Below are 14,306 nucleotides of genomic sequence, written 5' to 3'. Positions count from 1 at the left end.
TCACGACCAAAGGCCCCGGTGTTTCACCGGGGCCTTTTCGTATCACCCCACCGGCCCGATCTGCATCGACTTTTCGATCATTGCCACGACCGACCCATGCACATCCGAATCCGCCCAATAGGCGTTATGCGACAACGGATTCCACGCGGTCAGCACATTGCCCGCACTGATCCAGCGATCCCGCAACTCTTCACGATCCGCCAACGCTGCATACCCGTCGCCCGCCTCTGCCAGCGGCATCCCCAGAATGTCATTGCGACTGTTCAGATTGACCCACCACGGATTGAACCTTTTGCCCACCGGAATGGCGGTGCCGGGGCGCTCAATCGCCTTCACATCGTCGGGCTTGCAGCTAAAGGTAAAGACCGGGATATTGCAGCCAAAGGTGATCATCCCCGCCATCGTCTCGAACCGCTGAAACGGCGTGGGCGCGGTGGTGTATTTCCTTTGTAGATCCCAGATATGGTTCGAGATGATCTGCCCGCCCAGCGAATGCGCCAGCACGATCAGCGGCGCGCGGCCGCCTGTCACGCCCTCCAGATGCGCAATGGCGTTGGACACGCGGGCATGGACCTGCGGATAGACATAGGCATGATCGCCCTTTTCCCAACGGTAAGCGGCGGCATCGGCCAGACGGTGCATCACGAAATCCCGTGCCCCCATCCAATTGCCCTGCCCTTTCAGCGCCCGGTCCATATAGCTCTGTTGCCGCTCTTGCAGGATGTCCGACCAGAAAATCTCGCGCCAGCCAACCAGCGTATCAAACCGCGCCGCCCCCATCCGCTTGCGCAAGGCCGTGTAAAGATCCCGCGAAAAGCTGACGGCATTCGCGGCCTGTGGCCGGTCGCCTTGGCTGCCCATGCCGTGAATGACCGCCACGGCAACCCGGTGTTCTTCTGGCATTGCACTGCCCCCTCAAAATATCTGTGCTGAAATCAACAGGTCTTATTCCGACAAGAGACCACAAACGCGCCCCTCTCGCAATCTTGACGCGAGCGGGGCGTTGCCACCACACGGCCCCTTCGCGATGACAATCTCGTGAGGTGACGCAGGTTTCTGCCCGTCCTGCCCTTCGCTTCGCCCGTCCCTTTCCCTAAATAGGGCGCAGCAGCCACGACAAAGAGGATGAATTCCCGTGAAACCCGGCCTTTTGACCCGCCGCCATGCCATGGCCACCGGCCTCGCCGCCCTTGCAACCCCCGGTATCCTGCGCGCAGAACCTGCGGCAGACGTGACCAACCGGCGCAATGCGTCCGCCTTTATCACCCGCGACTGGCGCGATCATTTCGACAGCTTGGGCAAGGGCGCTATTCTGGCCGATATCGACAGCCGCGCGCTGCATTACTGGGGCCCGGACGGCGAGACCTATGCGCTCTACCCCTCCTCCGTGCCGATGACCGAGGATCTCACCCGCCGCGGCTATACCCAGATCGTGCGCAAGCGCGTCGGCCCCGACTGGACCCCCACCCAATCCATGCGCGAGCGCGATCCCACCCTGCCCGCCTATATGCCCCCCGGCCCCGGCAACCCGCTGGGCACCCATGCGCTCTACCTCAGCTGGCCCGCCTATCTCGTGCACGGCACCCACGACACCCGCAAGATCGGGCGGCAATCCTCCTCAGGCTGCATCGGCCTCTATAACGAGCATATCGAGGAACTCTTCGCCAAGGTCGAGGTCGGCACACAGGTCCTGCTGCTCTGAGCACCCACCGGGGCCCCAACCGTCACGCAAACCCATCCCAACAGGCCGCCGGAGAAAATCCGGCGGCCATTTCTGTGCGTTGTAGGGGGGGCAATGAGGGGGGCGGCGTGGACAGTCGAGTGTTGCAAGAGCATTAATGCGAGTGGCTTGCGCATAGTCATCATTGCCGCCCGATCATCCGCACCTCAACTGCGCGTGGTTTGCGGTGGTCCATAAACACAAAGGGTTCCATCTGATGCAGAAGGGCCGTGGCTTCAGGGGCCGAAGCAGGGCGGAAGTTCTCAACCGTCACCGCGCCCCCGATCGCTGGATGTAGTCTGGGGGCAAAGATTTGGCCGGGCGCAAGCGGGCCATGCACTTTGACAAGACGGTCGAACAAGCCTTTTCCATCGCCTGCGTATTTGTCGTAGTACTGACCAGCAGTCAGGTGAATGGACATAAAGTTCATAAGCGCCGCCTGTTCGGTGTCTTCTGGTCCATTGTCATAAAACGACGGGGCAGACAGGGTGTTGGGCAAAACACGAATGTTCACAATTCCAAACCTTCGATGCCAACACGTCAGATCGCCGAAGCCAAGGATCGCAAAGGCCGTGCAATCCCCAGCGGAAAAATCAGGATCGCCACGCAAGGTCTGCTGCAACAAACCATCATAGTTCTGTGGCTCTACCGTTTGCCACTTGCCTTTGCCCCAGGTGCCAAGGCCCAAGGTGTGAAGCATGTCGATCATGCTGCCCGGCACTCTGCCCTGTAGGGCCGCCAAACTGTCCGCCGGATACGGCGTCACCTTGTCCAGCTTACCCAATTTCGAAAGCGCATAGGTTCGGATTTCGGCGAGCTTGGTCATCGGGAAATTTCCTATTCGCAATGGCTTACACTTAATCAAACATTGTCCGGCAATAGTCAATTTGAGGGTTTTCCACGCATGCTCTGGATCTGAAGGGGAGACCTGAAGCAGGATGCTTGTAGGCCCACACCTTCGTTTACAGCGATGCCGGATAACCCGGGACGAGGCTGGAAGACCAAGAGGCCACAGGGACGCGCGAGTGCAAAGTTTGCTCTAGAGCGGCAAAACAGCGCCAATAGGGCGAAAACGAGCGCGTTGACCAGAGCAGAGGCGCAGACGTGGCGCACGCTACCAAACCCCAAAACCCAACGGTCCAAGCACCTCTTGGATAGGTGCAAAAAACGCTAGTGAAGGCCCTTTTCCGCCTCCGCCTCCGGAACCCTTTTCGAAATCGCGCGACAGCTTTCGCTGCCAGTGCGAAGCGGGTCCGACCTGCCCTCGACTGCCCGGCTTGTGCCCGTTTCACCCAAGGCTGCGCATTGCGCAACGACAGTCCCCATCGCCTTTGCTTTGGGCTTGGCGGATTTGTTATCGCGGGCCGTCCCGATACCCCCCCGCCAACAGAAAGCGCCGGATGCCGGGGTCGCTGCTCAGACCGGCGGCGCGGGATGCGGCGTCGCGGGCGGCTTCCTCCTGACCGTATAGCCACAGGATGCGGGCGCGCGCCGCCCACCACGGCTGATAGGTCTCTGCACCCGTGATCGCATCAAGCTGAGACAATGCCGCGTCAGGCACGCCATTCTCCGCAAGCGCCACCGCCCGCGCCACCAGCACGCCGGTGGTGGGCGCGAACCGCGCCAGCACGTCGTAAAGCTGCGTGAGCGGGCCGTGCAGGCGCTCGCCGGTCATGCGGCTTTGCGCATGAAGCGACTGGATCGCCGCCTCGGTCTGGAACCGCCCCGGCTGACCCAAACGGGCGGCGGTGCGCAGGGCGGCTTCGGCCTCGACCATCATGTCGCGCGACCACAGGGCCACATCCTGATCGCGCAGCGCGATGAAGGCACCATCAGGCCCACGCCGCGCCGCCCGCCGCGCCTCGCAGTGAAGCATCATGGCAAGCAGGCCAAGCGCCTCTGGCTGGTCGGGCACAAGCTGCACCGTCAGCCGCGCAAGCCAGATCGCCTCATCGGCAAGGCCCGCCAACCGCGGATCGGCACCGGCCACATCGTCCCAGGCCGTGCCATAGGCCGCATAAATCGCGGACAGCACCGCCGACAGCCGCGCAGGGATATCTTCCGCCTCGGGGATTGCAAAGGCGATACCGGCATCGCGGATGCGGCGCTTGGCCCGCACCAGCCGCTGACCCATCGAGGTCGGTGCCACCAGAAAGCTTGCGGCGATCCGCGCGGCATCAAGGCCCAAGACCGTCTGCAGCATCAGCGGCGCTTGCGCATCCACCGCAATCGCCGGATGGGTGCAGGCGAACATCAGCTTCAGCCGGTCATCGCCAAAACCGTCCGAAGCAGGATCATTGCGTTCATCCTCAAGCATTTGCACCATCGCCGCGCCACGGTCGGCGGTCTGACGCCGTGCTGCGGCATGGCCCGCGCTGCGCCGCGCAACGGTCAATAGCCAGCCAACCGGATTAGATGGCACGCCGTCCTTCGGCCACTGCGCAATCGCGGCGGCGAAGGCGTCGGCCAGCGCATCCTCGGCGGCGGCGACATCGCGGGTACGCGCGGCAAGGATCGCAAGCAGCTTGCCGTAGGAGTCGCGCGCCGCAAGCGTCGCCCGCGCAGCGGCATCGCGGCACGCGTCCTCCATCAGGCACCGGGCGGCGGCAGCACCGGGCGGATCTCGACCGACCCGCCCGTCACGCATGGCGCTTTTGCGGCCCATTCAAGGGCGGCGTCGAGATCAGGCACGTCAAGGATAACATAGCCCCCCAGCATCTCCTTGGTGTCGGCAAACGGGCCATCGACAACGTGCCGCGTGCCGTTCTCGACCCGCAGCGTCGTTGCAGCCTCGGGCGGGCGCAACACATTGCCGCTGACCATTGCCCCGGATTGTGCGAGCGCGCCAATATAGGCCTGCCAGCTCCCCCAATAGGCCCCGGCCTGCGCGGGATCGGTAGGTTTGCGCCGTTCTTCGGGGCTCTCGTAGAACTGCATCATATAGTGCATTGGAATTTCCTTTTTTCTCAGCATGCCCGCGGGGTCATGCCCTGTCTATGGGTTCGTGTCTTCATCACCGAAGCGCAGCAAGGCAAAGCCCGGAAAGGGAGCAAAGCTCCAGTCCACATCGTTCTACAAGCAATGCGCAACGGCTCCCTCTGGGTGCAGGGGCTTCTTGCAGCGCAGGCAGCCCGGCCTGCGCTGCGAGTCCATTAGCCGTTGGAGGGCGGCGGCAGCACCGGGCGGATCTCGACCGACCCCGCTGTCACGCATGGCGCTTTTGCAGCCCATTCAAGGGCGGCGTCTAGATCAGGCACGTCAAGGATAACATAGCCGCCCAGCGTCTCTTTGGTGTCGGCAAACGGGCCATCAAAGACGTGCCGCGTGCCGTTCTCGACCCGCAGCGTTGTCGCAGTGTCCGGCGGAAGCAGCCCGTTGCCGCCCACCATCGCCCCGGATTGGGCGAGCGCGCCGATAAAGCTGTTCCAGACACCAAAATAGGCCGCGTGCTGAGTCGGGTCTTTGTGTTTGCCCCATTCCTCGGCGGTCTCGCGGAACTGTAACATGAATTGCATCGAAAGTGCCTTTCTTCTCAGGATGGCCGTTGGTCCACGGCCTGTTGACATGTGAGCCTGTGCGTACCCGCTCATCGTCATGTGCGGCGGGACCGGCTCATTTCGACAGGTCCGAGATTGCGGCACGAATTGCGGCGAAGACCGTCTTGGCTCGTTCAACTTTGAGGAAGGCCGTGGTGTTGGCGATCACCCCGAAAGGAAGGCCGGGCCGCAGCACGGCGCGCCCACATCCAATCGCGACGCCGGCCTTGGCCCTCGTGAGCGCCACAAGAACAACCTCAGCAACCACAAACAGATCATCTCGCCGCGCCGAACGTGACAGCCACCGGGACCGGGTACGGCGGCTATTTCCGCGCGGTGCAGGGATTTCGGTATGTCGAGTGAGGGGGGTGTTTAGGGGGGCGTTGAAGGGGCGTTGAACCCGCCCCCCATGTTCCCACCCAATGATCGGTGTCAGCCCGAAGCGGTCGCGTGGATAAGCGGTGCCGCACGGACGATGCTGCTGGTGCGAAATTTCATGGTCACTTTCCCGGAAGCGGACCCTCGGCAGGCCAAGGTGCCTCAAAGGATGCTGCTGGTTGCACCGGAGGCGACCGAGCACAGATAGCGTACTTCGCAACGTTTGGTATTTGGATCTCATCAAATCCGCGCTTCGAACCCGCGCAGTTTCTTGATAGCGGTCCTTCGCCTTGCGCAACTGATTGGTGCACCAGTTCAAGGCGTTGGCTTTGCAGCCGCTAGTGGTATAGGGCGCAAGTCATGATGAGGGCCGCTTGTCCTTTTTCGATCTCAGGCCCTTCGCTGGAACCAAAACGGTAGCAGAACAGTATGGACAAGTTGCCTCGAAACCGCCTTCCCCGAAAAAAGGTTCCGGATTGCCGCCGTTGGTGCTGTCCTCCATCATCTTGAAAGGTCGGTTGCAGCCATCACATCGCCCGAAAAAATAGTGATTATCGAATATAGGAGCTTTCGCGGGCCACACCTTCAGATATGAGTGAATTCCGCACATTGGCTTTTTTCCTTGTTGTGACAACTGGGCGTGCCGCATGAACTCAGCCTGAGTATTTGCACTTGGAGGGTTGGTGCTCCTGTCTTTTCCAAAGCCTATGCTCTGCAACCATTGGTTTTCGAGCACTACTTCATTTTTGTATCCGACCATCTCACGTCCGAATCTGAACTCTTCAACGTTTGGAACTTGTTGTGCGCTAGTTCCGGAGATGAAATAATCCAAGTTCATCTCATCATTTATTGGTTGTGCAACGGGAAGGATTTTGACGGTTTGACCCTGTGCACAGCACTCTTGCAACGCACCTCCAACAGTTGGATTTTCAGATTCCCTTATCACATCCAAGAGTATTTCTGGTAGCTTGTGATTGCCTTTCCCAAGGTCTTGTATCTTGCGGTATACGTCCTCAGCCCCACTTCCCAACACAAACGGTTGACCGACCTGTAGTTCAATTTTTGTTGATTCGTAGCGCACCGGCTGACGATCAAAATCAAAGGAAATGAGAAATGCTTCTAACGCTGAAGTCACTGGGCAGTACCCAAATAAGACCACTTGATAGTTCCGTTTCATTGCATTTACGACATAGTCTTCAAGTAGTGCATTTGCAAACTGTGCTACCCCTTCAGCCAACCCTTTTAGATAAGGAGGTCTATCTCCTTCCTCCCAGTGTAGGTTAAGAAACATGTTCGATGACATGGTATATAGCGCCGTTGCAAAGAGAACGTCACCACAGAAAGCGAATCCCAACTCCCCTCTAAATGATCTTGTATCATTATCCGTCATACGCCCCACGGTGGCATGGTAGGGTAGCAACATAATCTTAGAGAATTTGTCAGTCGTTTTTTGCACCTGCCTTCCCGAACCCCGCGTTACGAGGGAGTCAGTGTAACAGCGTAAAGCGTTTGGCGTACGAAGCAGCGCGAGAACGGTCATTTAGATTTCGTAGCTCCCTTAGATAACAATCCAATTTCTCCCTCAAATTCTCTCAGTTTGCCTAGGATACGGGGTCATGAGCAACACCAGTTGTTCGAAACATCGAGGTTCGTTCAATGGTGATTTTGCGCTGAAGGTGCCTAAGTCCCAACATGTAAACGTGAATAGGGCAAGGCCGAACAGTACCGTCATTGTCCGCTTCAGGCCGGCGGCGTTGACCAGGTTATTAAACGCTTCAACCTTGCCTCCGCGACGATGGATTTTGGCTTCGATCCCAAACCTCCAAAAGAAGGAGGCTAGCGCCTCTGACGGTTAAGATTGTCGATCCTGTTGGCTACACCAACGTTGATCATGGATCGAGCGAAGCCACCGAAGAAGGGAACCGTACTGATTACAGCCAGCATCAAGAGGTTTTTTTCTGACAATAGGAAAGATAGACCAAGGTCGCCCGATCTTGCATCCACCAATTCCTCTTCAACATCTTTGTTCCTCATAACAACTTCGACACTCTCAGATGCATTGCCCGTTGAGATAATCTCAAAGGTCAGCTTGTCCCCAACATTGAGAAGAGATGCCGATGTTTTAAGCGTGTTTTCTTTGATTTCAGCCTTCACTCCATCGAAGCCAAGCTGGGGATCAGTTGTGAGGGAAAAATCCACGATTTCTGTATTTTTTGGAAATACAATCAAGATATTTTGATCTTCAATCGACACGTTCCCCACGTTTGAAACATCCACTGAAGTCAGAAATAGGCTTTCGACTTTCTTGCCTTGTATTTCGATGTTCAGTGTAGATTTCAGGTTTTCTGAGATTTCCAAAAGTGAAGTAACATCACGTATCACAGCTCTAACTCTACGACGTGTTCTTGAGCTTCGCCAAATAAAAACCGAAATCAACCCTGCAACCAAGGCACCTGCGACACCACCAAGGACACCTGCTACAGTTGGGTTTTCTAACCAAATCATAATCCGTCTCCTCAAATGCACTAACTTGATTTCGAGCAATAAACTTCAAAAGTGCCGAGTATGAAAGTCAACTTCTTCCCACTCATCGGACGATGGATGGTACCTCACTGCTGAAAACGCAGCGAACAGCGGCTTCTTCTGGCGCTCGTGCAGCGTGGGACCGCCGCCCAGCTGGCAGAAACCAAGACTTTGCAAAGCCCGCTTCCTGCGCATAGCGGTCATCAAGGCTTGACGCGGCACCCAGCCCCTGCCATGCCATCTTTGAAAATCCCGTTGCTGTAAACTTCACTGTAATTCACTGCAAACTTCGCTGTCACGCTACAACAGTCACTGTAGGGTTACACCTTAGTTTACAGTGATGCCGGACGACTCAGGACGAGGCCGGAAGAAGGCGGATCACCCAATGAAATAACGGGGTTCGAGCGCCAAGAGGCCCACCGGGACGCGCGAGTGCGCAGTTTACAGTAAATCGACAAAACAGCGCCAACAGGGCGAAACTTAGCGCGTTGGCACAAGCATGGGCGCAGACGTGGCGAACCCTACCAAACCCCATTCAAACACGGTTTAAGCGTCTCTTGGATGGGCGTTAAACAAGCCATTGAAGGGCCCTTTCTGCATCCGGAACTGGGACCCAGACCGCCCAGTTCAACTTTGCCCTCCCAGATCGCGGCTACGGCTTTTGAAATCAAAGGCTTGAAGACTCCAAGCATAAACGCATCAGAAAAAGAAGTGGGACCGTTTTTGAGATCGAGCGACAACTGTAGCTGCCGGTGCAAGGCGGGTCCGCCCGCCTTCGAATGACCGGTTTGAACCCTTCCTGCTCCTAGGTTATGCCGCAGCGAATGTCTGCCTCCCCAATTCGAGGGCAGCGAGTTCCTGGTTGTATTTGAGCGACGGGGTGCATACCGTTTGGCCTTGTATAAAATGAGGAATTCGGATGAGCACGCGACGGCGATGGAGGGATTTTCCAGGCAGGCTCAAGAAGGAGCTTGAAGGAACCTCGGCGATTGCTGGTGTTGGCGGTGTTGGATTGGGCGCTGCAGGTTGGGGAATACTTCCTCCGCCATTCACGTTTCTTTTTGTCGGTGTCGGCGGCGCAATTACATTATCTGTTCTGGCGTATGCGGGTTATCGCGCAATACCACCAAAACTTTTAGATCCAGGTGATCTTGTCGGAAATGAGATTGACCTCGATGAGCTAGAGAACAGAATTCAAAAAATCGGGAAGGTAGCAATCATCGGCAGGAGCCAAGCCGGAAAAACGACACTAAGAAACCGCCTAAAATTCGATGTCGCGAAAACAGTTCGCACGGAGGAATTGGAGGCCACTGTAATTGCCTTGCCAACAGCACCTGTCCAGTTTGTTGCTCTTCTTGACGGCGATGGAACAAAGTACCGACAGCAACTAGTCATGGCAGAGGTTTGTGATTTTCTGATTATAATTCTCGACCACAACTCATCGGACGAGGACCGGACTTTTGATGAAGATCGAGTTGCTAAACATAAAGAGTTTTTAGAGCAGGTAAGTAATTCGATATCAAAGTATCGGGCGGAAAAACTTCGAAAGATCATGTTCCTGTGGAACAAAAGGGACCTTTGGCAACGGGCCGAGGCTGAGGATTCGGCAAAGTTTGAGGAGTTTACTGCGTCTGTCTTCAAGAAGTGGAGTGAATCGAATTTCGCTGAGACCGTGGTACAACAACCTCATTTCAACGAAGACGCTTCAGATGTTTCGTTCGTAATGAATGCAATTATTGGCTTCGCGAAGGGAGGTGGCTATGAGTCGCGACCCTGAAAGTTTGGCATTCAATTCGCTCCACGATGAGTTTGTGTTGATTGGCCCGGTTGGAAAGCGCGATCAAGTTCTTGCTCGCAGTGAAGCTGCAGGGATGGACCTGATTGGGTATGCAATGGACAAAGACGATACTGAGGATGAAGTCGGGGGTTCGCTTTTATCCTTTATGCTCTTAGGCCCAAGGAGGCAACTTCACAGAGTATCAAGCTGGCCGGTTAGTAACTCAAAACCGGAGGAAGACGAACGAAAGGCTTCGTATCGTTTCGCGTGGGTTGGGTATTGCAGTCGTAGCGATTTGCGGTCGATCGAGAAGTCATTCAATGCGAACATTTATGATATATCAGAAGCTGTATCTGCCGAAGACAGATCGCAGATGGAACTAGCTTTGGCCCCAATTTTACTTCGGTGTTCTCGTGCAAACGATAGAGTACAGCGTAAGCGACGTTTGACGTACGTGTTCTTAGCAGCCTATGCAGCGATTGGTTTCGTCGGCTTGGCGGGTGTTGCCATTCAAGACTACCTACAAACGTTCTTTCCGTGATGCTCTTTTTTATCTTGAAGGATCGCGCCCAATTTTTTTGCCTGAAAGCCTACAGTAGTCAAAGGTCAGCATTACCCCGCCCAGCCGCCGGTCGGGCTGTCAGGCCACCAGTCTCGTAATGGATCATATGTTAAGGAAACATTTTTTGCTGCGATGAAATTCGACGACCATTTGCCGCCTAGTTTGCCAGACGCGCAACCCCGCCCATCCTTACTCTGTAAGCGTGGCCGCGAAATGGCCGGCAACTTAGATGAGTCCGCGCACCGATTAGGCAAAGTTTTCGACAACATTAAAGCTCAGAAAAATCAGACAATGCGCGGCTGAGTCCATAGTCGCGGAAACGCGGACGGCCCAAAACCTCCTTGAGTGTTGGGCCAAAATACCGCGTTCACAGACCGCATCCCAGCCGTTTGTTGCACGTTCACGTGAGATTTTAGGACGAGGCAACTCGCCTATTCATTATTGATCGGTAGCTTCGCACGAAGAGTTCGCAAGTGTTTAATTCGACGCATGTCCGCTTTCTTCTTATTGCGAATCTCGCCTATTTGAGACCTGGAGGGCGAGTAAAGCCTAGCATATGTTTCCACAATTTCATCCTCCAACTCCTGCCCGGCCGTCTTCGAAAACGCGCCGAGCCTATAGACGTCTGCCGCTTTACTTAGCATGACTTCCTGAAAATAAACATCGCCTTGAACCCGATCAATAAATCTCCCCGGTTCTTTCCACCAGCCCCTCAGTTTAAGGTCAATGTACAAGGAGCTTCGGAGAAACGCTGTAATATTGGGCTCGCCACTTTCTTGGATAGTGGGTTGAGTTAGCTGATACTCTAGTTTCTCGGTTGCAATTAAAAGGTGCACTAAGCGTGCGATTTCTTTTGGTAACCCGAGCGCAATCTTTCTAGCGACATCTTCATCGGAAAGTTCTCTCGGAAACGAAACGATGTATGTAAGGCCGTTCAAAGTCATACGACGATTTTTAACTAAGCTCGGGATTGAAAGAAATGAAGCGACAATTGATGAAGACCAGCTCTTAAGCACGCAGGACAAGTGATACCTCTTCTCGGTATCCTCGATCAATTCAGTATTCTTCACAAGCGAGGTGTACATAAACAGCGATAGGATATATTTTGAAGTGGTTTCTTTGGCAGACGGGCGAAAAACCTCTTGTCGTCCTTCAGCATCGCGAGGCAATTCCGCATCTAGCACTTCGTCGCGCTCTTCCGCGGAAAGCGGGGCTTCCTTCATTTGCTCGGCAAGGTCGTCTGCGAATCTTTTGCTGCTTTCAAGGGAGTTGGGAAGTTTCGAAAATTGCTCATCATCAAGAATTTTGTCAAAAACGTCACCGAACACCGAGAGATGGTGTCCTAAGTGGCGTTTAGACACCATCTGAAGAAGCGCAAGATCGTTTCTTTCAAGTCCCGAGTAGTATTCGATCTCGTTTAAATAACTCAGGTAACGATCTTCCTCGAAAATCCACTTCTTGAAATCTCCTTGTTCTCTCATTCTGGTAGCGACAAAAAACTCGAGGAATGCCCTAAAGCGAAAAGAAACACAGTTTTCGCCGCGTTTCTCGGAGAATATCTTGGAGTGAATTGTATTATCTATAATCTCACGGGCACCGAAATTCAGGCCCAGACTTTTCAAGTAGCTTGAGGTTATGCCAAATAGCTCATCATAGTCGAGCACGTACTTGTTTGTTCGACACATATGTTCAGCTACAAAACCCAAATAATGAACTTGGTTTCGAAAGTCGAACTTTTTGCGCTCCACCTCTCCCAAGGATCGTTTCTTCAGAAGCGTTTCAATAAACCTCTCGATAAGTGTTGGTCTGTTAATGGGGGAGAAGTTGCTGTCTCTCGAAAGGATGTCCATAAGTAGTGAACTGTTCAATGGTGTTGCCGGAACGTTCATGGCGCGAAGTTCCGCAATGACCCTGTCCAGCAGTTCTTCCTCCGAACCATTGGCTTCGTCAATTTTTCTTATCAGCTTGCGAAGGTCGGGTCGGCGAAATTGATGTAGCCTTATTCTCTCGAAATGCGCGCCAAGACTTGTATTAGGAACTAGACTCTCGTGACGGCGGACAGTCGTAGTAGTCATAAAAAACCTGTTGTTTTTGTACTTAGATATGAAGTCTCTAAGCTCCTTCATTCGTTTGGTGTCAGAGAAGTTAACATCATCAATACAAATTGTGAAACATCCCTCGTAGAGCAATAGTTCAACGTCGCATCCTTCGGGTATGCCCGGGAGTTTATCTCGCACGGCTTTCTCAACCCTTTTGGTACCTGGTGCGAAATCGCTGAACTGAAGCAACACTGGCACTATGCGCTTGCTGCTGCCGCGCGTTGCTGCTGAGTTCGCTATTTCCATACAAAGTTTATAAAGCATAGCCGTTTTGCCGTGCTCTGGGTATGCTTCGAACAAATAATTTAGATCATCAGCCAGTATATCTTCGATTGTGCAGGAATGCTCGACGACTTCTCCCGCTATGGGATCGCTGGAATCACTATCTTGCACAAGTTTTGACAGTGGTGGGGCAACGAATAGTTCGGGGGTCGGTCGATCCAATATTCCATCAGAAAATTCGTCTAGAATGAAAGGCTTTACCTTTTCCTCAACCCATTCATTGATTCTTATCGACTTCCGTCTGTCTATTATTGTCGCAAAGTAATTGCGGGCCTCTGCAGATGAGTAGTGAATGCCCAGGTTGTCATTCACATTAGTTGCAGTATCGAACGCACGTCTTTTGTCGAAATATGATCTCCAGCAAAGCTCTGTGTGCTTCAGCTCCGGTTCGACACGGATCATAGCATATCCGAGGTAACGGTCTTGCCGCCAAGTATATAGAGCGCCGGCTTGATTGTGCACTGCTCCGCGGCTTTCGCCCGCATAAACGACGGGGCGTGGGTCGTGTACGTGACCGTAAAGAAATAGGTTTCCTTTATTCTGGCTGAGATCTTTGAAGTCCTGACTTCCGTGTTCTGCGTGCCACTCAAACGGATGGTGGAAATTAAAGATAACATATCGATTCTGGGGAATTTTTCTGAGGATGTTAGAGATCGCCGCTTCAGGTATGGCTAACCTTTGCAGGTCACTTTGTTTATCAATGCCTGCCCGTCCCATCCAAGCAGTATTGAGGCTTACGATAGACAATCCTAATTCTTTGAGGTCATGGAGTGAAGCAATCGCGTCTGAATGAAGCTCACCTTCAGGCTCAAAAATGCCTGCGAAATCGAAAAACTCTTGTGACTTTAAGCGCGCAATTTCTGAGGCTCTCCCTGACAGGTAAAGGCCATTAAGCTTCTCTCTATCGTTCGAGTTTTGTTCGATTTCAGCTTGTTCAGCAGTGTGGTCCTGTAAGAACTTGCGGCTTAGGTCGTGGTTTCCCGGTGTCAAAAATATTCTTGTATGATCGCAGTTTGTTACTCTAAGTAGTTTGTCGATGAAGTGGTCGTATAGCTTCTCGTATATCCGTTCGTCGTCAGCCGAGTGTACGAGGTCTCCAGAAAAAACGATTAAGTCGGGGGAACCAACTGACTCCGACTGTAGTGAAACATCCCTCAGAAGGGCGTCAAGGACTACTCCTTGATCATACGAACGGTTGGTTTTGTAATGCAGGTCGGAAATGTGTAGGATGTTTACTGGCTTCATTTCAGGCAATCTTTAAATCTCTGCAATGGTTTCTTGGTTGCGATTTGATGCGCCGCCAGATGCTATGACTACAGCAGGCAGAACGCGGCTGTGTGAATAAACAGGGTAGATCCGAAAGGAGTGGTTGTCGGATTCCCTCTCTGTTCGGATCGCACCGGCAGCAAAGGTCAACTTCCCTCGCTTG

General features: G+C 54.0%; 12 protein-coding genes. 3 read left to right on the top strand and 9 right to left on the bottom strand.

Translation table 11 applies throughout. The annotated features are described in order from the left end of the window. Positions 1–42 precede the first annotated feature (42 nt). Positions 43–903 (bottom strand): hypothetical protein, encoded by an 861-nt coding sequence (locus ROSMUCSMR3_RS17725; RefSeq protein WP_081508214.1) that lies wholly within the window; start codon positions 901–903, stop codon positions 43–45. A 265-nt stretch (positions 904–1,168) separates the two neighbouring features. Between ROSMUCSMR3_RS17725 and ROSMUCSMR3_RS17720 the strand changes: the two genes are divergently transcribed. Then, positions 1,169–1,702: a L,D-transpeptidase gene (locus ROSMUCSMR3_RS17720; protein WP_037297378.1), complete on the top strand. Its 534-nt coding sequence runs from the start codon at positions 1,169–1,171 to the stop codon at positions 1,700–1,702. Between the two features lie 160 nt (positions 1,703–1,862). On the opposite strand, the gene ROSMUCSMR3_RS17715 is transcribed toward ROSMUCSMR3_RS17720, so the two are convergent. The 7 genes from ROSMUCSMR3_RS17715 to ROSMUCSMR3_RS17685 form a co-directional block, all read right to left on the bottom strand. Continuing rightward, positions 1,863–2,546: a GAD-like domain-containing protein gene (locus ROSMUCSMR3_RS17715; RefSeq protein ID WP_081508213.1), complete on the bottom strand. Its 684-nt coding sequence runs from the start codon at positions 2,544–2,546 to the stop codon at positions 1,863–1,865. A gap of 528 nt (positions 2,547–3,074) precedes the next feature. After that, positions 3,075–4,385 carry an RNA polymerase sigma factor gene (locus tag ROSMUCSMR3_RS17710; RefSeq protein WP_237183478.1) on the bottom strand — a complete coding sequence of 437 codons (1,311 nt, stop codon included), beginning with the start codon at positions 4,383–4,385 and terminating at the stop codon, positions 3,075–3,077. Further along, complete coding sequence (locus ROSMUCSMR3_RS17705; RefSeq protein WP_008280239.1) at positions 4,310–4,669, bottom strand: YciI family protein; 360 nt, start codon at positions 4,667–4,669, stop codon at positions 4,310–4,312. Before ROSMUCSMR3_RS17705 ends, ROSMUCSMR3_RS17710 begins: the two co-directional genes overlap by 76 nt. Positions 4,670–4,872: 203 nt before the next feature. Then, positions 4,873–5,235, bottom strand: a complete 363-nt coding sequence (locus tag ROSMUCSMR3_RS17700; protein WP_081508211.1) for a YciI family protein — start codon at positions 5,233–5,235, stop codon at positions 4,873–4,875. 97 nt (positions 5,236–5,332) lie between these two features. Next, the gene (locus ROSMUCSMR3_RS17695; RefSeq protein ID WP_198385550.1) at positions 5,333–5,503 is read right to left on the bottom strand and encodes a hypothetical protein; all 171 of its coding nucleotides are present in this window, start codon (positions 5,501–5,503) and stop codon (positions 5,333–5,335) included. 489 nt (positions 5,504–5,992) lie between these two features. After that, positions 5,993–7,057: a hypothetical protein gene (locus tag ROSMUCSMR3_RS17690; protein ID WP_157667355.1), complete on the bottom strand. Its 1,065-nt coding sequence runs from the start codon at positions 7,055–7,057 to the stop codon at positions 5,993–5,995. Between the two features lie 413 nt (positions 7,058–7,470). Next, entirely contained in the window at positions 7,471–8,139 is a 669-nt protein-coding gene (locus tag ROSMUCSMR3_RS17685; protein ID WP_157667354.1) for a hypothetical protein, read from the bottom strand. Between the two features lie 937 nt (positions 8,140–9,076). Between ROSMUCSMR3_RS17685 and ROSMUCSMR3_RS17680 the strand changes: the two genes are divergently transcribed. Then, positions 9,077–9,934 carry a GTPase domain-containing protein gene (locus ROSMUCSMR3_RS17680; RefSeq protein WP_081508207.1) on the top strand — a complete coding sequence of 286 codons (858 nt, stop codon included), beginning with the start codon at positions 9,077–9,079 and terminating at the stop codon, positions 9,932–9,934. Beyond that, a complete protein-coding gene (locus tag ROSMUCSMR3_RS17675; RefSeq protein WP_081508206.1) occupies positions 9,918–10,475 on the top strand; it encodes a hypothetical protein in 558 nt (185 codons plus the stop codon). Before ROSMUCSMR3_RS17680 ends, ROSMUCSMR3_RS17675 begins: the two co-directional genes overlap by 17 nt. Positions 10,476–10,927: 452 nt before the next feature. On the opposite strand, the gene ROSMUCSMR3_RS17670 is transcribed toward ROSMUCSMR3_RS17675, so the two are convergent. Next, positions 10,928–14,122 (bottom strand): metallophosphoesterase, encoded by a 3,195-nt coding sequence (locus ROSMUCSMR3_RS17670; protein ID WP_081508205.1) that lies wholly within the window; start codon positions 14,120–14,122, stop codon positions 10,928–10,930. Between the last annotated feature and the right edge of the window lie 184 nt (positions 14,123–14,306).

It is taken from the genome of Roseovarius mucosus, from assembly GCF_002080415.1.
Classification (GTDB): Bacteria; Pseudomonadota; Alphaproteobacteria; order Rhodobacterales; family Rhodobacteraceae; genus Roseovarius; species Roseovarius mucosus_A.
The sequence above is the reverse complement of the archived record's forward strand: the minus strand, read 5'-3'. Positions and strand labels throughout refer to the sequence as shown.